We start from the raw sequence: 22,845 nt of genomic DNA on the forward strand, positions 1-22,845 counted from the left end.
CAGGGATTTTTTATGAAAATTGCGTTTTACAAAGGCACGCTGCGCGGCCGCGCAGGCTGGTTCAGCCGCTTGGCGCGCTGGGCAGACCAAGGCCGCTACAGCCATTGCGAAGTGGTGTTTTCAGACGGCATGTGCGCCTCGGCCAGCTGGTACGACGGCGGTGTGCGCTTTAAAAAGATTGCTTTTAACTCCCTGAATTGGGACATTGTTGAACTGAATTTCACACCCGAGGCCGAGGCGAAAGTGCGTGCATGGTTTACCCGTAACGAAGGACGGCCCTACGACCTGCGCGGCAGCTTGGGCGTGGTGTTCCGTCCGTTCGGGCAAGGCCGGCGCGGCTGGTTTTGCAGCGAAGCGGTGGCCGCCTCACTGGGGTTTGCCGAGCCGTGGCGCATCAGTCCGAACCAGTTGGCCGCGCTGTTGGAGACGGTTAAATGGTAAGGCTGGATATGGAAATCGTGCGCGACGACAAGCAGAGTATTGTGGTGGAGCTGCTGGATTCGGACGGCCACACCATCAATCCGGCCGACATCGACAGCGTAACGGTATGGGTCAAGCCGCCGTTTCAGGACAAGATTTTTCCCGAAACGGTCATTCTTCCCGAAGACCCCGAAAACGGCTTGGGCAGCCACCTGAAAATTACCTTTACCCGCAATATCCTGCAAAAACAGATGTGGACGCAGGCGCAATACGGCATTGAAATTGTCTGCGGCGACGAAGGGCCGACCACCGTCATCGGTGGAAAAGTGATGAGGATTTACTGATGAACCCGATTGTCAGACCCGGCCAAGTGGCCAGCGTGAAAATCAAAGACCTGCGTAAAAGCAAAGCGCATACGAGCCTTTATCAGGAATGGCTGAAACAGGGCAACAGCGGCAGCTTTGATAACTTTATGGCTGCCCTGCGCCCGCCTGCAGACGAGGCATGGGTACGGCGCATTGTGGAAAACGTCCTCTCAGCACGTGCATCGGCGGTGTTGCCCGACCCCGACACCGTGCCTGTCGCACCACCGGCCGCCGACCCTGCGCCGACTGTGCCGCCCGCAGCGGCATTAAACCGCAAAGAAATTGAAGAAATCGTGCGCGGGCTGATGCCTGCAGCCCAAGCCGCCGCCAGTATCGCCGATCAAATCAAAGGCCTGATGGATGCGGCCGATTTTGAGTTTTCAGACGGCCTGAAAATCAAGCCCGGCCGTGCATTGAGCGTGCAGGAATTTAACGACTGGAAAGCCACGGTAACGGCCGGCCAAACCGTGGTGCAGGCCGCCGGCCAAGTTTTGGTGCTTAATGACTGGTTCGCGCCCGAAATGCAGGCCGATGTGCTGCTGCGCAAACCGCAGATGCAGCACAGCCGCGCGATTTACGACATTCTCAAAGAACGCCTGAAACCGGGCATGAAGGTGCGGATGTTCGGCAACTTCAATATGGCCAAACTCTCAGGCATCGAACCCGAACTGTGGGGCGAAGACGGCCGCACCGCCGCACCTGCCTTGGCCGCCGGCATTAACGGCTGCCAGCCGACCATGATTTTGCGTTTCGACAACAACGACATTGATTTTTCCCAATGCCGCTTCATCGTACAAAACATGATGACCGACGGCTATGCGGTGGCAGGCTACAAAGGCCACAACCGCTTCAAGCCCGGCCAGTGGATTACCAAAACGGTGGACGAACACGACCCCGACCGCCGTGCCGCGCAGGATTGGACGGCATTGGGCGGTAAAAACGGCGTATTCCCGCCGATTGACGGCACCACCGGTTTTGCCGCCAAAGGCTATGCCGACGCAGGCTTCAACAGCACCAACTGCCATGCCGACTGCGGCAACTACCGCAGCAATTCGCTCGACACAAGCGGCCTGACCACCGGCGGCTACGGCGGCCGATTCCCTCAGGCAGACGGCAGCACAGCCGCCACTTGGGGCACATGGAAAGACGGCGGCCTGATCGGCAACATGGGTTCGGGCGGCATTATTTTCCAAACCCCTGAAGTCGGCAAAGCCGAACGCGAAACCGCCTCCGTCGTGGTGGAAGGCCATTATGCGCGCGGCTTTATCACCTACGGCATCGAGGTGGGCATCCATGCCAAGCCCAACGGCGATTCGTTCAGGAGCCTTGAAGAAATTTGGGAATATGTGCCGCAAAACGTATGGCTGATTCATACGCAGGTAGAGGATTGTTATGAGGGCGGCCTGCAGGCCAACCGCTTTGTCAACCTGTGGGAGCTGTATTCTCGCTGCTATCGAATGGGCCACCCCGACAGCGGTTTTACCTACCATAAGCCCAACCACCCGCAGTCGGCCACCATCAACGACCCCGGTTACGGCTCGTCCAGCCGTCGCGAAACTCCGCAAATCAACCGCTACATCATCGGCTGCTGGTATATCGACTGCGCCCGCAAAGGCATCGATGCCCACAAACTGGCAGGCCTGTTTGTCGCCAAAGTACGGATTAAATCTAAGATTTGGGGCATTCAAATCTGTTGCGACGAGATTTACACCAAGGCATACGGAGACCGCCAAGAGGCTTATCTGGCCAGTCAGGTTACGATTCGCGACAGTGAGATTTTCGCCGGCATCAAGGGTTTGGACTTTACCAACGGCAGCTTCTCCAGCCGCATTCACACCAATCCTGCCAAACAGCGCCTGTATGAAATGCGCTTCAATGTTATGGCCGAAAACCTGCAAATCTTCGCGCCCATCGGCGTGTTCGACAATTACTCGCGCGGCGGCTACACCTTGCGTAACGTAAGCTGCACCTGCGCTTACCCCTATGGCAAGCTTCCGCATTTCAATCCGGCATCCTCGCGCGGCTTCTGGCTGGGCGCGCAAGACCCTGCAGGTCGCGGCATTCCGTTCAATATCCGGCTGGAGGGCTGCACAGCGCAAAACTCGCCGAGCGGCAACTATGCCGATGCGTTCATGCTCCAGCCAGCCAACCTTTTGCCCCTGCGCGACTGCATCGCCGACATCACGCCGTTTATCAGCGACAGTGTGATGCCCAACAAATACCTGCGCGGACGCGATGTGGTGCGCAGCGGCATCAAAACCGTGCCGTTTGCCGTGCCTTCGGTGGCAGGTGTGAAAGTGCAAAACGCCCAGTTCGACAACTGTGTTGCTGTAGACAAAACCAGCGGCGAGCCGGTGGTGGCACGTTTCGAGTATCGCGATGAGCCTGCTGCGGCAGTCGTTGCCCCGCCTGATCCAGCCATCACGGCCACCGCTGCTACAACACAAACTGAACCGGTTTCACCCGGCCCGGCAGAGCCCAAAGCATTGCCGCAGGTGCTGCGTTTCGGCATGGCTGCTGCAACATCAACGATGGTGCAGGATGACAGCGGCGCTGTAACCATTGAGATGGCGGGCAGCCATCCGCCTGCGAACTGGTCGGATATGGCCGATGTGTCAGGTGATATTAAATTCATCAAAGGCCGTCTTAAAGACCGCGTCTCCTCTACTGCCGGTGTGTATCCGCGTATAAGAGTTGACCTTGACCGCGTGAAAGACAGCACGATTGTTATGCCTGTGCGTATCCACAGCGTCGGACGCAGTGCAGCCGTTATTTCTTTAGCCGCCACGCCTTACAAAGATGATGCGACCAGCCTAGGATTTATTGTTGATAAAAAAGCCGATACCAATCAATTGGCTATCCGCAATATGTCACGCTACAAAGTAGAGGTAAACGGAGAGGTTAATAACGCCGAGACCCGCTTGGATTACGGTCAATGGGCAATTTTGGTCTACAAGGGCAAAATCGGCGGAGAATACCTCAACCTCGGTACACGCCACGACGGCAACGGCCAGCTTGATGCCGATTACGGCGCAGGCTTGACGGTTTTCCGTAACCACACGCCGAACCCGGACGATTTGGCCGCATTAATTAATGAATTGAAAGGACAATACGGTATCTGACAAACATAAAAAAGGCTGTCTGAAAACGGTTTTCAGACAGCCTTTAGAAAGATTAAGACGGCGGCGCACCGGTGCGGGAACACCGATACGCCGGCCTAGCAGGGATAGTCTGCATTAGCCAAAGCCGCCACCTCGCGAGGCAGCGGTATTTTATCACTAATGCATAGGAAATACCCGAAAAATGAAACACCGTTACAAAAACCGCTGCGAATGCAGCAACTGTTGCAAACTGTTGGCCGTCGGCACAGGCGACTTTGAAATCAAATGCCCACGCTGCAAGACAGTCAACCGGTTTGGTTCTTTAACAACTCAGAATGCCGCCGAGCATCCGAATCCGAAAGGAAACAATGGATGCTCAAACCTTTTTCAGACGGCCTGAACCCACCGTCGGCAGCCTGTTCGCAGGCATCGGCGGATTCAACCTCGGCTTCGAGTACCGCGAGTGCCTTTTACTCTCTATATAAGGAGTCAAAATGACACCCAAACCGCAACCGCTCGTACCGTGGATGGGCGGCAAACGCCGCTTGGCCAAACACCTGCTGCCCATGTTTCCCGAGCACCAATGCTATGTGGAGCTTTTCTCCGGCGGCGCGGCCCTGTTTTTCCTGCGGCCACAACCGGCAAAATGCGAAGTGCTCAACGACCTCAACGGCCAACTCATCAACCTTTACCGAGTGGTGCAGCACCACTTCGACGAGTTTGTGAAGCAGTTTGAGTGGACGCTGACCAGCCGCGAAGTGTTCGCCCGCCTGCAATCCACGCCGCCTGATGTGATGACCGACATCCAACGCGCCGCACGCTTCTTTTACCTGCAACACACCGCTTTCGGCGGCAAAACGGTTGACCAACACTTCGGCACGGCCACCACCGGACGCGGTTTTACCGCCGCCGACATCGCAGGCCGTTTGAAAGCCGCGCAGCAAAGGCTGAACGGCGTATTCGTCGAAAACGAGCCGTGGGAAAAATGCTTCAAACGCTACGACCGCGAGCATACCTTTTTCTACGCCGACCCGCCGTACTGGCAGCTTGCAGGCTACGACAGAGCCTTCGATTGGGCGCAGTACGAACTGCTGGCCAAGATGATGGCAGAGTGCAAAGGCAAGGTCATGCTTTCCATAAACGACCATCCGGACATTCGGGAGCTGTTCAAAGACTTCCGTATTCATCGGCTGGAGTTGGCTTACTCGGTTGCCCGCGACAAAACGCAAAAGACCAGCGGCGAGCTGGTCATCTGCAATTGGTAGATAAAAAAGCAAGGGCAATTCCAAACTGCTCTTGCTTTTTTGTAACAGATTTTCATTGAGTGTAATAAAATATATTTTCTATTTTCTCAAAATCCAGCGCGCTTTTTCTCGCGTGGCTTCAGTCAAGGTCATGGGTGAAAGGCTCGACAGGTGTGTATGCAGCATATTCTCTTTCTACACGACGGGGGCGACGCTTTCCGGAATACCAGCGTTTATCCCAAGTTGAGAGATACTGCTGACCAATGTTTTCTAATCGACCTTGTCCTTGTGTGCCCTGATTGTTGATGTTTTCCTCCAGGCCGTCTGAATCCAAATTACCGCCAATCAATATGTGGCTGTCTGAGTTCAGCCAGTTGCTGCCAGCAGCAATCAGATTGCCGCCAATCAGAATTTCCGCCGGCTTGCTTGTTTTAATCCGCTGGCGGTATGTTTTGATATGGTAGTCCCATACATTCCAATGCTCGGCTTCAACTTGGCTGCCATCCGGGAAATGAAAGCCCGCGGTCTTTTGGTCTTTCTCACTGCGAGAATTATCAAATGTCCCATCCCTGCCTTCACGATAACGGACAGCCTCTCCCGCTGGTGCGTATTCTTTGATTTGTCCGCTGGTTTCGGCCAGATATTCCTCCAATTCGAAGTGCTTGTTCAGGTTTCCCAGAGATTTCGCTGCGATTCGTGCATTTCCACCGGCTTCAATCGTGGCACTGGCATTAATCAAACGGTCAGCCATACCTTGCGCCTGATGCTGCTCATCCAAACTGCCGCCGATATTCAAACTGCCTTCGCTGGAAAGCTTCGCCTCTTCCTGATTGGTAATCTCCTTCGCCCCCACGGCCAAATGCCCGCGCGCGGCGATGGTGGCAGCTTTGGTTTCGCCGTTGGCCGTTTCTTCTTGATTCACCAGCTTATCCGCTTCAATACCGACCCAGCCGCCATACACGCGGCCGGTGCCGATGTTCAGTACGGTATTGCCGGCATCCAAAAGTGTCAGACCGTTGCTGTTGATTAAACCGCGGTTGGTCAGGTTTTGCGCTGTGAGTCGGGTGTCGCTGCCGGATTGGATGACACCGGTAGAGGTATTGTTGATGTTTTGGGCTTCGAGCAGCGCGAAACGGCCGCCTTCCAGCGTGTAGCTGTTGTTGATGCCGCCCTCGCTGCTGACGCTCAAACCTTGTCCGGCGCGGATGTCTTGTTCGGCGGTAAAGCTGTCTTTAAGATTGAGCGACAGGTTTTGATTGGCCGCCAGCCCTCCTTGTGCCGCCAGCGTTTTGGCTTGGATGTCGAGATTTTGCCCGGCCAGGATTTCACCCGAAGCATTGTTAATGTTTAAGGTTTGCTGATTACCGTCGTGGATGCGGATGTCTTTGGCTGAACTGATGAGGCCGCTTGGGTTTTCGAGGCCGTCTGAAACCTTAAGCCCGGTCATTTCGTCACTGCGGATTTTGCCTGAGCTGTTGTCCAGACGGGCGGCTTCGGCTTTCAGACGGCCTGTGTCGATTTGGCCGTTTGGATTGAGCAGGGCTGCGGCTTTGATACCGGCCTGTCGGTTGACGGTGAGTCGGCCGTTGCTGTTGTCCAAGGTTTGGACGGCTGCAGCCAAGCTGCCGCCGGATTGCAGGGTGCCTCGGCGGTTATCAGTGGTTTGGTTGCGTATGGTAAGCGTTTCAGTGGCAGTTAACGAGCCTTGGCGGTTGTCCAGGGTTTGCGCAGTAATCCCGGCTTGGCGGGTGATGATTTCGCCTTCGCGGTTGTCCAATAATGCGCCTCGGGCATTCAGGTTGCCCAAATGCAGCTTGCCGCTGTTTTCCAGGCCGTCTGAAACCTTCAGACGGCCTTCGGCCAAGGTCAGCGGTACGGCAGTCGCATCATTTTGAGTTTGGATTCGGCCTGACGCGGCGGCGGTGGTCGGTGTGGCAGGCGTGCTTGGGGCAGCATTGCCGCCGTTGCCGGAAACATGGTCTTGGTCGGCATAAGCGATTAGACCGCTGTTGTTCAATTTGCCGGCTTCAATAGTGAGGCTTTGCAAACCGGTTTGCGCCATGTCGCCGCTGTTGTTCAGACGGCCGGTTTCGATGTCGAAACGGGCAGCCTGCAGGGTTTGGCGGTTGTCGAGGTTTTGTGTGCGGATATTCAGTTCGTCGGATGAGGTGATCAGGCCGCTGTTGCTGACTTTCGGGCTTTGAATTGCGGTTTTGCCTTGGGATGACACGGTGCCGCTGTTGTCAAACGCCGCAGCTTGAATGGCCGCATTCGCCGCCTCATTCGGGCTTTGCGTGTTGTCGGCGGCGATGATGCTGCCGCTGTTGCCGACTTTACCGTCTGCACTCAGTGTTACGCCGCCAGCCTTGGCAAAGGCTTGGCCGGCATGATGGATGGCAGAGCCTTTGTCGGTGGAAACCAGCTTAATTTTGTTGGCATACATACCGCCCAGTTGCGCGGTGTCGATGGCCACGGCAGGAGCTGGGCGGCCGTCTGAAACTTGGGTGTGGCTGCCGTCGGCCGCTACATCGTTGCTGCCCGATACCACGCTTAAATCTTTTGCCCATACACCGGCATTGATTTGCGCAGCGCGGGCAAGAATGCGGGTATAGTCGGCATTGGAGGTATCCAAGCCGCCACCGTTGACGGCAATGTTACCGTCGCGTACTTGGAAGCCGCTAAGGTTGCCGTTGTCAAACAGCGGTTTGCCGGTTGTCAATGTCACGCCGGCCGCATTGATAAAGCCCGCACCGTTTACCTGAATACCGGCAGGATTGGCCAATACCACATCTGCGCGGCGGCCGGCCACTTCAACATAGCCGTTGAGCAGCGAAGGATTGGTGCTGTTGACCTGATTCACAATCACCCGGGCTTCACCGCGTGCCAGCCACGGGTTGCCTTGAATCCAACCCGCCTGCTGCGTCTGCACATTGCTGCGGCTGTTGTTCAAGATGGCACCGCGTTTGTCGACATCGAATTGGCGGTATTGGTTGACCGACACGCCGCCCGCACCCGGGGTTTGGATGTTGACCTGCGGCAGTCCGTTGGCCGTCTGTAAAACGGTGGGTTGTTGGCTCAAAGGCGCGGATTTGTCCGCCTGAATCCCTGCCGCATAAGCCGGTGTCATTGCGGCCGAACCGGCAGCCAATAAAACCGAGAATGCTGCAACTTGCATTTGAAATTTGGCGCCTTGGCCGTCTGAAACGGTAACGGCCGACCCATCCCGAACGTTTTTACCGCCGCGTGCGGTATTTTCGGCAACAGCCATCATCATGCCGCGTTTTTTATTGAAGATGACTTTGTAACGGGTTTTGTTCATGGCGGGTTCCTATGAAGCAAGAATACCCCCATGCCTGCGGTTTTCAGACGGCATGAGGGTAGGGATGGGATTAGAAACTGTAATTCAGATTGATGCCGACAGTCGTGTTGGCAGTGCGGAAATGTTCGGGCTTTTTAATGGGTTTACCCACGAAGAGGTCATAGAAGAACTGTCCGCCCGCCTTAACCTGACCGCGTGCACCTACGGCTGCACCGGTCAAACTTTGCCCCAGTAAATATTCGGCAGAACGGCCGGAAACATGGCCGGTATCCATCCCCAGATAAAACTGATGATTAGGTTGATAGTGCCAAGACAAATCGTTGCGCCAATACCAGCCGCGCTCGGCGGAGAGCGTGGTTTCGCCGTCAAAACCGCGCACGGTATAACGGTTGCCGATAGAAATTTTGTCCAAAGGTGTCAATGGCGTTTTATTCCGTTGCGCATGAAGATTACTGTCGAACGTAAGATTCTGTTTGCCTAACTGAAACGGAAGATTGACACCGGCATCGGCCGTAATAATCTTCATGCGCGAAGTCCCTTCACCGAAAGCTTCTTCCGGCGCTGACAAACTGTTATTGCGGCCGGTACCGCGTTTATAGCCCAAGCCCAGATTCAACGTGGCTTGGCCGATGTATTCCTTATGGCTTAAATGGGCAGACCAACCGGCCGTGCGGCGGCGTTGCACTTCGATTTCCGCATCATTGATAAAGCTGTGCGTCTCGCGCTGCCACAATTTGAACGCGGCATGGGTTTTACGGCGGGCATCACGGTAAAGCAGGCGGCTCACGCCGACATCGCTGTTCCAGCTTTTACCGTTGTAGTCATACACTTCCGAATCACCCGCCACGGCCTGATGATAGCGGTAGTAGCTGTGGTTCCAAGACCACAACCATTTGCCGAACGGCACGGAATAATGGAAAGCATAGCCGTTGGTACCGCCTTTGGCCGTATGGGCATCTGAATCGGTTTCGGCGGAACGCGTACCTAAATCACGGTTATACGAAGCGTAAAACAAATCGCTCAAACCCAAAGGGTTATCGGCGGAGAAAGTCACATTGCCCTGATAGCGGCCGGTGGCTTTGCTGCCGGAGTTGTCAAAACCCAAAGTCAGGCGGTAGGGAAGGGGGCGCTGCCGCCATTGCACCACCACATCACTCACATCCGCTTTTTCAGACGGCATGATTTGGATATCGGCCTCTGCGGTGGGAATGCGTTTGAGGTTTTCCAAACCCTGTTCCAAATCGCGCAGGTTCAACAGGCCGTCTGAAGCAGAAGGAAATTCGTTTTGAAATGCGGTAATCCGGCCGACATGGGTTTCTGCGGCATGGCTTTCATCAAAACGGATTTGACCGATGCGGCCGGGGAAGACAGTCAATTCCAATTTGCCGGAATTCAAATCCTGAGGCGCAGCCAAAATCCGCGTGGTGGTATAGCCGCGGTCAATAACGGCGTTTTGCGCTAACGTCATGATGTGGTTGATGCCTTGCGCACCCAGACACATGCCCGGTTGGAAGCCGGATTGTTTGATGGCTTTATTCAGTGCAAATTGGAATTTGTTTGCAGAATCGCCAACCAAAGAAATATCGTGAACGGTGAAACAGGGCGATTCGTTTTGAGGCAGAGGGAAAGTTTGAATTGAAGCCGAAGACGAATCTAAGCGGACATCATCCGAAGGTTGCATGATTTGTTCGAATTGCTCACGACGTTGCTGTTCTTGCTGAAGCCGGTTTTGCTGGATTTGCAGGGCTTGGTTTTCATCAGCAAAGACAATCCCTGAAGCAGCCATTGAAATCAGCATCATTAGGCCGGATACACGATGATTGGAATAAGAAATAGCAGACATGTTGTAATCAAATAGAATAATATGATTACAACATGTTAGGTTATGTTAATAGATGTGCAAACAGTGTTTTACTAAAGGCTGATATTGATGACAATTGGTGTGCGATAGGTATATGTAAAAATCTCAAATTCTGATTTTATAACTTTATTTAATTTTACATAATATACATTATTGCAAAGTTATATTATCTTAGATTAAGATTTGTATGTCGAATTTTTCCTTTCTATATCCATTTACACTTTCCCGTTATGCAAATGGGGGCTTTAAGCATTAACTTTAGTTGAGATTTAATTTTATTCGAAATATGATATTTCCTCAAGGAGACATCATCGAATGAAAGCAACAAAATTTATCAATGATACATATTGGCCATATTACATTTTCCAACATTTTATTGATAGCCTTGAACAATTGGGCTACGCAGAAACAACAAGAAAGAGTTACCAATCTCAGCTTAAAAGATTTGGAGCCATTTTAATCGAACTGGGTTATAAATATCATGATGAATCTTTAACCAGCCTGCCAATTTTTTACAAGACGCTTTTTGAACATCACAAGCGGCTACTAAAAGCAGCCGGCAGAAAAGGGATAAGCAATGCTTGCTTAAATCAATATATTTCTGCTTGGAATCGATTCTGCCGTTGGTATGTTAATAGTGGGGTACAGAAGCATACCAAGTCCCCCGGCATAGCAACAGCAGGTGGCGGACTCAGTACCTCAGACATTTCTCAGTCGGATCATGCCGTTCTTTTAAGGTTTACCCAAAGCTTCCTTGTATAGTGGAATTGGATAAGTTGGTATGGAAGGAACCGGATAACTTCCAAGATTATCATTCGTTGAGACAATGGTGTATTGTTGATTTACTTAGTACAGCTGCACTGTGAGTCAACGAAATCAGGCACCTGAGAATCCAAAATATTTCATTAAAACACCAAGCTGTAATGCTGCAAAACGGGTTTGCTCATCCGCGCAATATTTATCTGGATAATAAGTCAACAACTTATCTCTCTCAGTATTTGCGATTATTGAAGAAACAACTTAATTTGCCTCGCCTACCTAAGGATATGTTTTTGTTTGTAAAGAAAAACAAACCACTATCTAAAGGCGAACTGTACCAGACAACCCGATTAGTTACTTATCATACTTTGGACTTTGCGCTCACTCCTCATCAAATCAGAATAGCATGTGGCAGAACCCTGTTCTTTAAATGCAGAGATGAACGTTTAATCCAAGAATTTATGGGATATGACACACTCGCCCCCATTTTGAAGTATCACTCGGTTGATATTGCAACCTTTAAGGATGTTTTGAGTAAATACCACCCTCGTTTTGTGAGAAAGCACCAAAATCTTTGAGAAAATAAAAATCTTTATTTCCTCAAAGATTTTATTTTTAAAGATATTTCTTCAGATATTTTGCCTGCAAAAAAACCATGTATGCACTGCTAAAAATAGGCAGCAACAGCCAGTAAGGGGATAATGTAAATGGGCTGCACAGGTAAAACAGGATGCTTAACCAAATAATGCCGCTCCGCCAGTATTTTGCCCGATGATAAATACCGGCACTCTCTCTTGAGGCATTCTTTTGACGGATACGCCGCATGACCAAACCATCAATTAAGGCCAAAACATAGGCGGTAAAGGCTAAACCGACAAATAAAAAAATGTTACCGATACGGAGGGAGATAAGCTGTAAAGTTTTGTCGAAATGTTTCAGCAAGTCCAATCTCGGCATTAGGTAATTCTTGAAGCGGTATCCAAAATCTGTTTCAGTTTGTGCTGCTAACGCAGTATTAACCTGTGTCCACTCGAAAAACATCGTGCTGAGGGCATGGTAGGATAAACGGGCAACAGAGGTATTGATGTTTTCAGACGGCCTGTTTTCATCCTGCCACAGGCTGCGCTTGTCATGCTGGACCAGTTCCATATGCTTTAATTCCTGATTCAGCAAATCAGGAGTCTGTAAATAGTTTTGGCTAATCAAGGATAATCCGAAAATAATCAATACAATTAAAAACACGGTATAGAGTGCTTTGAAGGGGAGAGTAGGAACTTCAAAGGCAGAGAGTTCATATACCATCCGCTAGCTTTAGCTGCCATAGGCCACTCCTTCCACAAATGCACTTTCGTCTTCGACAGGTAGGCTTAGGCGGTAAGTTTCACGCATAGCCGCAGCAATATCGGTAATATGGCGAGGAATAATTGCAGCTTCCTCAGAATCAACTTTTGGGAGTGGCAGCCTTATTTTGTACAACTGACCACCTTCAATCAATGCAAACGCCTGGCCTTTCGGAAGCTGTGTCAAATCAGCTACGGTCAGCATAGGAACGGTTTCTGCACCAATACGGTCTTCGTTACCACTGCCAAAATCCTCATGACTGTCAGGAAATGCGACATCATTAGCGCGTGAGACCAAGGTACTGGTCATAATTTTTACTTCAGGTAACTGGTTGGTCAGCATTTCTGCAGTTTCTGCCGTCTTAACGCGAAGCATAATCATGGTATTCAAGTTACCACCAATTTGGCCGGCCTTAGCCGGTGAACCGATTTTAGCCTCCACATCTTTCCAGGTTTGCGTGTAGACGGTTACTTGATAGCCTGCGCCGCCAGCCTTATTGAGCAACGGAATAAATTCATCTCCGATGAGCTCGTTAAACTCATTGGCATGAATGGATATCTTTCGCTTGCCGGTAACACCGCTTTGGCCAAAACCGTGTCCGTGTTTGTAAATTTGGCCGGCAAGTGACGTTAAATCTGCAAACATGGCGTTACCGACAGCTCCGGCAACCTCTGCGTCAGAAAGTGAATCCAGACCAACATAGACAACCGCATTGCTTTCAATCACTTTTCGCCAGTCCATAATTGGTCGGGAATCAAGCAAATCAGAAGTATCCGGGCTGATGAGTTTGGCCACATCACCGGTGGTCAATTTTTCAAGCAGAGGATAGAGCGAGCTGACCAGCTTTTCAAAATAGGATCGGTCATTTGAAAGGATGCCGCCCAAGGCATCTATCAGCGGTTCATTGTGCTGTTTGGCCTTAAGAAAAGACCCCAATTTGATAGTATCCAAATTGCGTCCGGTTTTAACGGCCGTTTTGGCCTCTGATTCCGGTAAAGCGAATTCCTCAAATTCTTTTAGCCAACCGGGATAATTTTTATCCAAAATCAGACGGAAGTAGTCGCCGGCCAATTGGTCAACGTTGGCAGCAGCTTTATAGATATTTTCGTAATTAGGCTTGATGGACAAGCCTTCCATGGTTTTAGTCAGCACATTGACAAAGCGCCATACGAAATCCCGGAAGGCGGCCGACTGCCCCTCACTGGGCAACTGATTGGCGATACGGGTGGCTACTTCCGTGATACGGCCATAGTCACTAATCGGGTTATAACGGCAACTGTGCTCCGGAAAACCCAAATGAAACATGTAGAAGGGTCTTCCTGCTTTTTGTGCTTCCACATACATACGGATCATCAAATCCGCATCACCTTTAGGGTCAAATGCAATAGTTACATCGCCACGGGCGATATCCTGCACAATCATGGTTTCACACAGGCGGGTTTTGCCGACACGGGTGGTGCCAAGTACAACTTTGTGGCCGACACGTTCCCCCAAGTCTTCCCAAATATCTTGTTCATCTATTTCAATCCCGTGGAGTTCAGGTGACCCGCCGACAGGAGGTAATGGTGCAACCGGATTCCACCAGGCATTTTTGCGCGTCAGGTGTGTCACCCAATTGCTGCCCGGGGTTTCAATTTCATATTTTCTTGCCGCACGGTACAAGGCGGAAGGCCTCAAAAGATGCTCGTTTTCCGGTTGGCGAACCATGAACAGACGCTGGGTATGGGTCTGCGTCCAACGGAAGCCCTTACCCAGGTAAAGAGCCTTATCTGATACGGGAATTTCATCTGCTGTCAGTGCATAGTAGGGTAGTCTGCGGATATTCTTGCGAAATTTCATGATGCGTCTGGCAGAAAGCGTACGTTTTAGTGCGGCACCGCCGCAAAACAGCAGACCGCCGTAAGCAACCGGTGTCGGCATAGGCAACACGGTCAATGCTGCGGCAGCTGAAGTATAAGCTGCGACACTGATCCACTCATAAGGGGCTCGATAAACATTTTCGGGAAATTGGGTACTCATTCCTGCTCCAGATTCAAAAGGTCAGCATCATTTTCCAAGGCGATATTGGTATTGTTCGCCGGGCGAGAGCTGGGCTGGATAATATGTTTGATATTGTGTTCGGGAATCAGATAACAATAAAACAGACGTTTATTGCTGCCATTGTTGGCAATAGCGCGAAATAGCGCTGTACGCTTACTTCTTTTGTGCAGACGCAAAGATTCAAAGCCTTTCTGTGCCATAGGCCCAAAACTTTCCGTATCCGATTTATTGAACACGCCACCTGCATAATCCCTAAAAATAACAGGGGAAACCAACAGCATACCGTGTTCAATGAAATGAACCGGCGAACCTGATTGATTGGTCGAAATTGATCCATCTGCCAATTCGTTGCCGAGCCAATGGATGAATTGGATACCGCGCTGGCGGGCTTCTACCTTTTTTTCTTCGATTGCGGGATAATCTGCTCTTCGTTCTCTGCTTCCGCTTTAAGCTGTTGCTCAGCCATGCTGCTTTCCAAAATCGTGATTTCTTTCAGGCCTGACTGAACGTCTTCAAGTGTCGGATCAGGGGCAATTTTTACCGGTCTAGGACTTGATTCCGGAGCGGATTGACGTTCACGGATGATTTCTTGCAATCCTGTTTGAGCAGTATCTGCCTGTGTCAGTTTTTCTATTGGTTGTTTTTTCTGATTTTTCGGACTGCTTGGCGGTTTTTCTTCGTCAAATACTTCGGCAAATATTTGTGTCAACAAGGTTTTGTTGGATTTTCCTACTGGTTTTCTATTCTTGGGCTCTGTATTTGCAGACTTATTTTGATTTTGGATTTTGCCGCCCACCACCTCAGACTGTAATGGAATATCGGTTTTGAGAATTTCAGGTCGCCGTGATTCAGAATTCGACGGCAAAGATTCTGTAGCCGTACCTCCCTGCTCGATGACGGAATCAGCCTCTTCTTCAGTAATCAAATTGAATTTGGAAAGCAGGCCGTCTATACCTACGACAGTATCTTCATGAGCCAAGAAGTCTACTTTCGCTTTCTGCTTGGCATCATCTTGCAAATCGGAGGTTTTATGCACGTCTGGAACCGGCTGTTCTATGACGGGGAGGGTTGCCGGTTTTCCGGTAATAACTTGCAGACTGCCCTTAAATTCCTCAGGAAACGTACCGTCAGGGTAGAGTGTAGTTGCTTTAAAGCATAACACACTGAAATTGGCAGAAATTCGTTCGCCATCATTGCGGGTAAAGTTGACTTCGATATTGGAAACGGCTCTAAATGGATCTGAGGCAGGTACAATGGCACCGTATTCGTACAGAGTATCGAAAATCCGTTGATTATCGGAAGGAAAAGACGGCGCAGCAGGATGGCGATGATTGCGTAGGTATTGACGGACAAAGTCAGGGACATTTTTGGCCATCATGTAGATAAAATCACCTTGGCGGAAAAGGTCACCTCCCGCCGTAGTGGCGATACTGAAATGTGCGCCACGGTCAGACAACATCTCCCGTAAGGTTTCCATCACGGTTTCAATCAACGGCGTGCGTTTTGCGGAAGTAAAACGTTGACGGCTGCCTGATTTCAAGTCGCGGGAAACGGATACCATATCTGCACGCGTAATTACTTCCTGCAGCGGGCTGCCATCTTTTTGTCCGCTCAAATAATTACGCAATTCAATCATCAGGCTTGGGTCGGTTTTGGCAATCCAACGCCGGACATGCGCGGGCACCAAACTCTGAAAAAACGTCCAGGCGATTTCGGTATGGGCGCGATAGGCCGATCGTGCATCAGGAAAAGTCACACGATAATATGCTTGGTCGCTGTCTGTCATTGATCCCGCATCAGGCAACCATAGTGTGTGCTCGTGTGTGACTGTGTCAGCATACAGTTCGATGCTGAAACCGGTAATGGTCTTGCCCACATCATGCAATATGGCCGCGCACATAATGCCGTAACGCCATACGGCTGTTTTTTTTGCAATATCTTCGGTTTTTGCATTGGGCGGCCAGGATTGTGAAGTTGAGGCAATCAGTGCCAGGCAGGCAACGTCAAGCGTATGCTTGACCAGGCCGCCGTCTCCTGCATGGTGGTGTGATTCCGAAGCCGGAAGGCGCTGTACGAATTCGATATATTGGTACAAAAAAGGCAGGGCATCTTTCTGCCAGTTTTCATTAGACAGCCCCAGATTGTTTTTAATATTCGCAAGCAGAGGAGACAGATCCAGTGTACGGACAAGCTGATCTGCATTCAGCACCAAAAACCGATCGCCACTGATACAGGGCATATCGGTTTTTGGTAAATCGTCATCGGCTGATGTATCGGATTTGTGTTTCAGTAGGTAGATGGCCGATAACGCGCCGGCAGACAGTGAGCCGAGCAGTAGGGTTTCCAGCAGCATAGGATTCCGTGTCACTCACAATACAGCAGGGCACGCAGCCATGCTGCAGTTTTACCTGCTTCTTCATGCGGCTGGTCCAGTACAATCAGATTAGGGAGCTTCATCTCGTGACGGCGGATGAAGCGGGAGAGACTTTCTTGGGTGGAATTCCAAATATCCGGACCGTACTGGGCGCGGAAAAAAAGGATTTCAAAATCCTGCGACAGGGCATGAATCAAGTCGTCGTCACATGCTGTTGAAGGCAAATCAGCAAGAATCTGTGTCAGCTTTTCGATTAAAAAGGGCGGGGTTTCGCTGCCGTCTTCAAACGTCATCAGTTCCATAAAGCCATCGGCACGCCCAATCCAATAAGTCAGCAGGCCGCTCCAGTTGGCATGGAGGTTCTTAAAATTCGAGAGCGCAGCGAATAACGTTCGGATATCGGTCTCAGTCATTTTGATCAGTAGCAAGGTTATTAATAGTGAACTTATTCATATATCCAAAAAATCAAGCCTTGTCAAAAATCTAAATAAAAAAGTCGAATTTATTTAGATTTGTCACAAAATGGAATTTTTTCGGTATAATTACTGCCCTTTTAAAAACAGCCGCTTACAAATTTTTTGTAAGCGGCTGTTTTCCTTTAATCTTTTCCTTTACCCATATGGCTTAAAATTTACCCATTAAAGCTTTCAATTACCCTTAAGGCTTTTATAAAAAATACTGTGTGCGGGTTTTGAAGCACACAGTATTTTTGGCTTTTGGGTAAGCGCCCTTACCTTTAAAAGTTGCTTAATATTCAATATTATGAATATTAAATAATCTCAAAATCAAAGATGTAATTTTTAATAATACCATAAATTACGCAAAAAATGTTAAATCTAAATAAATTCAACTTTTTTATTTAGATTTAACATTTTTATTTTTTTGTATACGAAAATTAACGCTCGCAAACGAGGCAGCAAAGACATGAGATTAAGGATCTTATTTTTACGAATCGTTTTGCCAGTAACCGTTTTGTTGATTTCAGGACAAGTTCATGCCCATTGCTATCGGGAAGCCGGGCAGCGTTACCGGATAGACCCGACACTCCTGAGAGCCATTGCTTATACGGAAAGCTCGCTGAATCCGGATGTTGAAAGCCATACATCGGATATCGGCTTGATGGGCATCAACCGCTCATGGTTGCCGATACTCAAAACAAAATTCGGCTTAAACGAAGCAGATGTATGGAATCCGTGTACCAACATCCACATCGGGGCATGGATATTGGCCAATAACTACCGGCAGTTCGGTAAAAACTGGAATGCGGTCGGTGCCTATAACGCGGCATGCAAAAAACTGAAAGGTTATGAATGCCAAAAAGCCCGTACTGCCTATAGCAATAAGGTATATCGAAATTGGGAACGATTAAAAAATCAGCCGTTTTAGCAGCCTCTCTGTTTGGTCTCTCTGCCTGTGCGGTTTTTCCTCAGGCGGAGGAGAATATGTCTATCGAAGACAATCAGCTGACGGAATATACAGTAAAGCAGAACGATATCGGTGAGTATGTATTTTGTAAAAATAACGACTGTCCCGCTTGGGAACGCAAAGAGTTGGCTGATGTTCCATTTTCAGACGGCCTGCCCGAATTGCGTGACGAGCAGTCGGTGAGGGTGTTTTTCAATTTAGGCAGTGCCAAGCTCGGTGCAGAAGCGCGGGGAACGTTGCAAAACGTCCTGCCTAAATTGCAAAACACCAACATTATTTACTTACGTGGCTGGGCGGACAGTATTGGCGGTAAAAATACCAAAATCAACCGCCGCCTGGCCAAACAACGTGCGGAGGCCATCCGGACATGGCTTCGTCAAAACGGTGTCACAGTACATATCAGCACGGCATCGAATCCTGCCTGCTGCAACCGGGATGACACCCGTACGGTAGTCATTACCTGGTAAAAGAATGATCGGACGCAATAGTCGGGCGTTATCGACTGATTTTGTGAGTATTTAAAATGAAAGTTAAAAAATTCTTTTTGAATCAGCAGCAAAAAGTGGTAGCAGTTTTTTTGCAATGGGTGTACTGGCTTCAAACGCAATGGCTGCACAAACCGGCCAAGAGTTCAACGGTATTTCTACCATGTTGTCCGGCTGGTCAACCGGCGGCCTCGGTCTGACCTTGGCGTTGGCTGCATTCATCATCGGCCTGGCAGTCGGCATGATGAAACAAACCATTATGCCGGCAGTTGTCGGCATCGGCGTGGCTTTGGCGGCAACACTCGGCCCGGGCATTATCCAAGCCATGTTCACCGCAGTAATCTAATCTGAATCATTTCAGGGCAATAGAAAGAAAAGATATGTTGGATTGTCGGTACCGGTTTCCATTGATGACCCTAAAAAGGCACTGATTTGGGATTTGGACGTTTTTCTGATTTTCATGTCCGGTATCGGTATCGGCATCATTTCCCGACATTTCATCCTTTCTATTGCCCTGTTTTCTTTTTTAGCCTGGCGTTGGGGTAAGCTGAAATCAGGCAAACATCAGTGGTATTTCCTCCATATTTTGTATTGGTATTTACCAATACAGGAGAAAAACAGACGTATCCCTGACACCCACCAGCGTGAGTTTTTAAAATGAAATCAGAAAATCTGCTCAATGAATTAAGTGCACGTACAGGCATTAAAAACATCATCTGGATGTTCCTTGCCTTATCGGTACTGACCAATTGTCTACTGGCCTTCGTTCTCGCGACGAAAGGCACCATCGTACAAAACACCTTAACGCCTCCGGAAATCCGGAAGACCATGTCTGTCTCCAATGTTGCTTTTTCCAAGGAATATTTGGAGGAGATGGCTCCCTACATGGCTTATCTGCTCTTGAACAGTACGCCTCAAACCGTTGACTATCAAAACAGCAAGCTCTTGTTCTATACCGACTATCAATATAAAGATGCGCTGGAAAAAGAACTGAAAGTCAATGCCATCTGGCTTAAGCGCCATAATGCCAGCACTCACTTCACTCCGGTTTCCGCAGCAGCGGACACCAATGACAATACTGTGAATTTAAAAGGAAAATTTGAAGTTAAGAAAAGCAACCGTATTGTCGAGACACGTGACCGGGAATTTATCATTAAATTCAAAAATAACAACGGCACCATCGTGTTGATCGGCATTGACGAGATTTTCAGCCAAAAGCAAAAAGAAAATCCGCTCAATGCGCCTGAAACCAAAGAACTGATTGAAGAAACCGTCACCATTACCAATACGGTTTCTGATTTTAAAGGTGGCAGTAATGAATAAATTCACCCTGATTTTAACAGCCTTGGCGATCCCGTCTTTTGCACTAGCAGAACAGCGTATCCCGGCAACCGAGCAGATTCCGCATGTCGTAGCGGTATCCAAGCGTGATTTAAGCCGCATTGCAATCGAAGGCGGCCGGATTGCCTCGTGGAAATTCATGGATGGCGATCTGGACATCCAAAAAGACCAGCGTACCGGCCAACTGTTTGTCCGCAGTCTGATCGGCCGACCGACCAATCTTTATATCATCAGCGAAGAGGGCAAAACCTATCTGTTGGTTTTGAAACCGTCTGCCAAACACGGGGACAGCATCATCATCGATGAAGCAAATTCAAAACGCAGTGAGGCTGTCTTGCTCGCTTCTCAAAGCGGTCCTATGCCGGTCACCACCAATTCCAGCGAATATGTACGTGCCATCAAGCAGTTAATGACCTCCATCATGAATGGCCATGGTGCAGACATGGGGATGCGCCGCAGTCAGACCTACCGCACCATTCCGTTATGGAAAAACACGGTATTTGTCCAAACCGGTCAATATACGGCTGCAGATATGCAGGCCTACAGTTATGCATTGACCAATACCGGCGCATCCGCGATGGAAATTAAAGAACAGGAATTTTACCGTCCCGGTGTTTATGCAGTTGCGGCCAAAAAGCATGTTTTGCAGCCGGGTGAGATGACTGAGGTTTACGTCATCGCGAAACTGGGAGGGGATTGATGCGCGTCAATATCAAAAAACCCAAATTAACCCAGGCCAGAAAACGACAGTTGGCCATTGCCGGACTGTCAGCATCCGTTCTGGCGGGCATCGTCGGCAGTGCCGTTTACGTAATTCAATCCGGCAAAGCCGCAAACCAAGCCAGGTTGCAACAGCAGACCAAGCAGCAAATCACGGCTACAGGATTTGCCAGTCCTCAAACCGGCATCGGCGAAAACTCGCTCTGGATGGCGGAAGAGGGAGCCAAAGTTACCGATATGGAACGCAAAATCAGCGAGCTGGAATTAAAACTGGCCCGTCAAGAAGAGGCAAAACAGAACCAACAAAGCAATGCCGGTGGTGCAGCCAACGGGCCCGACGGCTTGGGCAAGCCCGGCAGCATCAGCGGCTTGGGCAATAACGGCCAGTTACCGCCTCCCCCGCCAGCCGGAACACTGCCATCGGGCACGCAAACAGCAGGAATCCCGGGCAATACACCTACCGAACGGAAAATCGTTTCCGGCAATATGAATGACCCAGAGCCGGATGCTGCAGGTTCAACCGGCGCGGCGGTTGTTGCCGGACAGGTCAACTCTTCAGGCAACCGCGTATCTGAAAACATGCGTGAAGCAGAGTGGGTGCAGTTCAAGACACCCCGCAAGAACATCGAAACAGTAGAGGACGGCGGCAACAACACCGTCAGTCGAGGCAAGTTTCGGGCGCGAGACTCCTATATACCCAGCGGTACCTTTTTCCGATCTGTGCTGCTGGGCGGAGTGGATGCGCCCACCGGGGGTGAAGCACAAAATGCCAGCCCCCACCCCGTTTTAATGCGCGTGACCGATTTCGCGCAATTACCGAACCGCTTCAAATACAACTTCCGCGAATGCTTTATTACCGGGCAAGCTTACGGCGATATCTCAGCCGAACGCGCCTATATCCGCCTGGATAAATTGAGCTGCGTCGGCACAGATGGACGCGCAATCGATATGCCGGTGAAAGGTTATGTAGCGGGTGAAGACGGCAAAACAGGTGTTCGCGGTAACTTGGTAACCAAACAGGGGCAAGTGTTGGCCAATGCACTGTTCGCAGGCGTACTCAGCGGCCTGGGACAGGGTGTTTCCGATGCCTTCAAGGTCACCAGTGATACGGCCTTCGGCTCCACGACCTCGGTACGCGGTAGCGACCAATACAAAGCAGGTGTGGCCAGCGGTTTGGGCAATGCCGCCGACCGTCTGGCCCAATACTACATCAAGTTGGCGGATAAGGTATTTCCCGTAGTGGAAGTCAATGCAGGACGTGAAGTGGATGTCGTTTTGACCCAAGGCATCGAAATCGACACGAGTGAAACCAAATAAAGGTGTGAATATGATGGATTTTCTTCTGAAAAAAGTGATGTTTATAGGGTTGGCGTCTTTGTTTGCCCAGTTGGTTCACGCAGATGCCGGAGCTGTCGGGAACAGATTGCGGGAGCTGTATCCGAATACTTCGTTCAAGTCGGTCAAACCGACACCGATGGCCTCCATTTACGAAGTAACGATGGGCGACAACATTGCCTATGTTCAGGAAAACGGCCGCTATTTTATTTTTGGCGCACTGTACGACATGCAGGCTCAGAAAGATTTGACCGAGCTTTCGCGTGCAGCGGTAACACAGCAGGCTTATGCCGATCTGCCGTTTAAAAACGCCATCAAGATTACCAAGGGCAACGGCGGTAAAGGGAAGCGCGAGTTTGTTATTTTTTCCGATCCGGATTGCCCGTTCTGCCGCCGTCTTGAAGAGACCTTGGCAGGCATGACTGATTACACGGTCTACGTTTTCCTGTTCCCGATTAAGTCTTTGCATCCTGAAGCAGTTGCCAAGGCAGAGCATATTTGGTGCGCCAAGGACAAGAAAAAAGCCTGGCACGATTATGTTCTGCTGAATCAGGAACCTGCAGTCAAAACCTGTAAAAACCCGGTTGCAGACAATATTGCGTTGGCCGACCGTCTGAAGATACGCGGTACCCCGACCATGATTCACAAGGACGGCCGCCGAACATCGGGGGCCATGCCGCGTGCCCAATTTGAAAAATGGTTGAACGGAGGTTGA

The 22,845-nt window shown here is 50.1% G+C and carries 22 protein-coding genes; 15 read left to right on the forward strand and 7 right to left on the reverse strand.

The window, feature by feature from the left end; translation table 11 throughout:
• The first annotated feature begins 12 nt into the window (after positions 1-12).
• The 5 genes from CGZ65_RS05405 (at position 13) to CGZ65_RS05425 (ending at position 5,151) form a co-directional block, all read left to right on the forward strand.
• The gene (locus CGZ65_RS05405) at positions 13-441 is read left to right on the forward strand and encodes a hypothetical protein (protein ID WP_096295117.1); all 429 of its coding nucleotides are present in this window, start codon (positions 13-15) and stop codon (positions 439-441) included.
• Complete coding sequence (locus CGZ65_RS05410; RefSeq protein ID WP_157742713.1) at positions 435-764, forward strand: hypothetical protein; 330 nt, start codon at positions 435-437, stop codon at positions 762-764. The genes CGZ65_RS05405 and CGZ65_RS05410 overlap by 7 nt, the downstream gene beginning before the upstream one ends.
• Complete coding sequence (locus tag CGZ65_RS05415; RefSeq protein ID WP_096295119.1) at positions 764-3,907, forward strand: hypothetical protein; 3,144 nt, start codon at positions 764-766, stop codon at positions 3,905-3,907. Before CGZ65_RS05410 ends, CGZ65_RS05415 begins: the two co-directional genes overlap by 1 nt.
• Before the next feature lie 181 nt (positions 3,908-4,088).
• Positions 4,089-4,286 (forward strand): Com family DNA-binding transcriptional regulator, encoded by a 198-nt coding sequence (locus CGZ65_RS05420; RefSeq protein WP_089036638.1) that lies wholly within the window; start codon positions 4,089-4,091, stop codon positions 4,284-4,286.
• Positions 4,287-4,380: 94 nt separating this feature from the next.
• A complete protein-coding gene (locus CGZ65_RS05425) occupies positions 4,381-5,151 on the forward strand; it encodes a DNA adenine methylase (protein ID WP_198345350.1) in 771 nt (256 codons plus the stop codon).
• Positions 5,152-5,269: 118 nt separating this feature from the next.
• On the opposite strand, the gene CGZ65_RS05430 is transcribed toward CGZ65_RS05425, so the two are convergent.
• Entirely contained in the window at positions 5,270-8,449 is a 3,180-nt protein-coding gene (locus CGZ65_RS05430; protein WP_096295120.1) for a two-partner secretion domain-containing protein, read from the reverse strand.
• Between the two features lie 70 nt (positions 8,450-8,519).
• On the reverse strand, positions 8,520-10,292 hold the full coding sequence (locus CGZ65_RS05435) for a ShlB/FhaC/HecB family hemolysin secretion/activation protein (protein WP_198345351.1): 1,773 nt from the start codon (positions 10,290-10,292) through the stop codon (positions 8,520-8,522).
• Between the two features lie 333 nt (positions 10,293-10,625).
• Here CGZ65_RS05435 and CGZ65_RS05440 point away from each other — a divergent pair, with 333 nt between their 5' ends.
• Together CGZ65_RS05440 and CGZ65_RS05445 are read left to right on the forward strand one after the other, a co-directional pair.
• Positions 10,626-11,072 carry a hypothetical protein gene (locus CGZ65_RS05440; RefSeq protein WP_096295122.1) on the forward strand — a complete coding sequence of 149 codons (447 nt, stop codon included), beginning with the start codon at positions 10,626-10,628 and terminating at the stop codon, positions 11,070-11,072.
• A 113-nt stretch (positions 11,073-11,185) separates the two neighbouring features.
• Positions 11,186-11,647, forward strand: a complete 462-nt coding sequence (locus CGZ65_RS05445) for a tyrosine-type recombinase/integrase (protein WP_096295123.1) — start codon at positions 11,186-11,188, stop codon at positions 11,645-11,647.
• A 37-nt stretch (positions 11,648-11,684) separates the two neighbouring features.
• On the opposite strand, the gene CGZ65_RS05450 is transcribed toward CGZ65_RS05445, so the two are convergent.
• Genes CGZ65_RS05450 through CGZ65_RS05470 form a run of 5 tightly spaced genes read right to left on the reverse strand, consistent with a single transcriptional unit; the run spans position 11,685 to position 17,237 of the window.
• On the reverse strand, positions 11,685-12,371 hold the full coding sequence (locus CGZ65_RS05450) for an IncC plasmid conjugative DNA transfer DtrJ family protein (RefSeq protein WP_232507547.1): 687 nt from the start codon (positions 12,369-12,371) through the stop codon (positions 11,685-11,687).
• A gap of 9 nt (positions 12,372-12,380) precedes the next feature.
• Complete coding sequence (traD, locus tag CGZ65_RS05455; protein ID WP_096295124.1) at positions 12,381-14,429, reverse strand: type IV conjugative transfer system coupling protein TraD; 2,049 nt, start codon at positions 14,427-14,429, stop codon at positions 12,381-12,383.
• Positions 14,426-14,794: a conjugal transfer nickase/helicase domain-containing protein gene (locus CGZ65_RS05460; RefSeq protein WP_157742714.1), complete on the reverse strand. Its 369-nt coding sequence runs from the start codon at positions 14,792-14,794 to the stop codon at positions 14,426-14,428. Before CGZ65_RS05460 ends, traD begins: the two co-directional genes overlap by 4 nt.
• 47 nt (positions 14,795-14,841) lie before the next feature.
• Entirely contained in the window at positions 14,842-16,803 is a 1,962-nt protein-coding gene (gene mobH / locus CGZ65_RS05465) for a MobH family relaxase (protein ID WP_096295126.1), read from the reverse strand.
• Positions 16,804-16,814: 11 nt separating this feature from the next.
• Positions 16,815-17,237, reverse strand: a complete 423-nt coding sequence (locus CGZ65_RS05470) for a hypothetical protein (RefSeq protein WP_047761372.1) — start codon at positions 17,235-17,237, stop codon at positions 16,815-16,817.
• Between the two features lie 544 nt (positions 17,238-17,781).
• On the opposite strand from CGZ65_RS05470, the gene CGZ65_RS05475 reads away from it, so the two are divergent.
• From CGZ65_RS05475 to CGZ65_RS05510, 8 genes are all read left to right on the forward strand, one after another.
• Positions 17,782-18,210, forward strand: coding sequence for a lytic transglycosylase domain-containing protein (locus CGZ65_RS05475; RefSeq protein WP_229437045.1), 429 nt, complete (start codon positions 17,782-17,784; stop codon positions 18,208-18,210).
• Positions 18,211-18,266: 56 nt separating this feature from the next.
• Complete coding sequence (locus CGZ65_RS05480) at positions 18,267-18,716, forward strand: OmpA family protein (protein WP_232507548.1); 450 nt, start codon at positions 18,267-18,269, stop codon at positions 18,714-18,716.
• A 139-nt stretch (positions 18,717-18,855) separates the two neighbouring features.
• Positions 18,856-19,080: a TraA family conjugative transfer protein gene (gene traA, locus CGZ65_RS05485; protein WP_096296106.1), complete on the forward strand. Its 225-nt coding sequence runs from the start codon at positions 18,856-18,858 to the stop codon at positions 19,078-19,080.
• A 42-nt stretch (positions 19,081-19,122) separates the two neighbouring features.
• Complete coding sequence (traL, locus tag CGZ65_RS05490) at positions 19,123-19,395, forward strand: type IV conjugative transfer system protein TraL (protein ID WP_096295128.1); 273 nt, start codon at positions 19,123-19,125, stop codon at positions 19,393-19,395.
• Entirely contained in the window at positions 19,392-20,057 is a 666-nt protein-coding gene (locus tag CGZ65_RS05495; RefSeq protein ID WP_096295129.1) for a TraE/TraK family type IV conjugative transfer system protein, read from the forward strand. The genes traL and CGZ65_RS05495 overlap by 4 nt, the downstream gene beginning before the upstream one ends.
• A complete protein-coding gene (locus tag CGZ65_RS05500; RefSeq protein WP_096295130.1) occupies positions 20,050-20,775 on the forward strand; it encodes a TraK domain-containing protein in 726 nt (241 codons plus the stop codon). The genes CGZ65_RS05495 and CGZ65_RS05500 overlap by 8 nt, the downstream gene beginning before the upstream one ends.
• The gene (locus CGZ65_RS05505) at positions 20,775-22,112 is read left to right on the forward strand and encodes a TraB/TrbI/VirB10 family type IV secretion system protein (RefSeq protein WP_096295131.1); all 1,338 of its coding nucleotides are present in this window, start codon (positions 20,775-20,777) and stop codon (positions 22,110-22,112) included. Before CGZ65_RS05500 ends, CGZ65_RS05505 begins: the two co-directional genes overlap by 1 nt.
• 13 nt (positions 22,113-22,125) lie before the next feature.
• Positions 22,126-22,845: a DsbC family protein gene (locus tag CGZ65_RS05510; protein WP_232507549.1), complete on the forward strand. Its 720-nt coding sequence runs from the start codon at positions 22,126-22,128 to the stop codon at positions 22,843-22,845.

This window comes from Neisseria weixii, from assembly GCF_002327085.1.
Classification (GTDB): Bacteria; Pseudomonadota; Gammaproteobacteria; order Burkholderiales; family Neisseriaceae; genus Neisseria; species Neisseria weixii.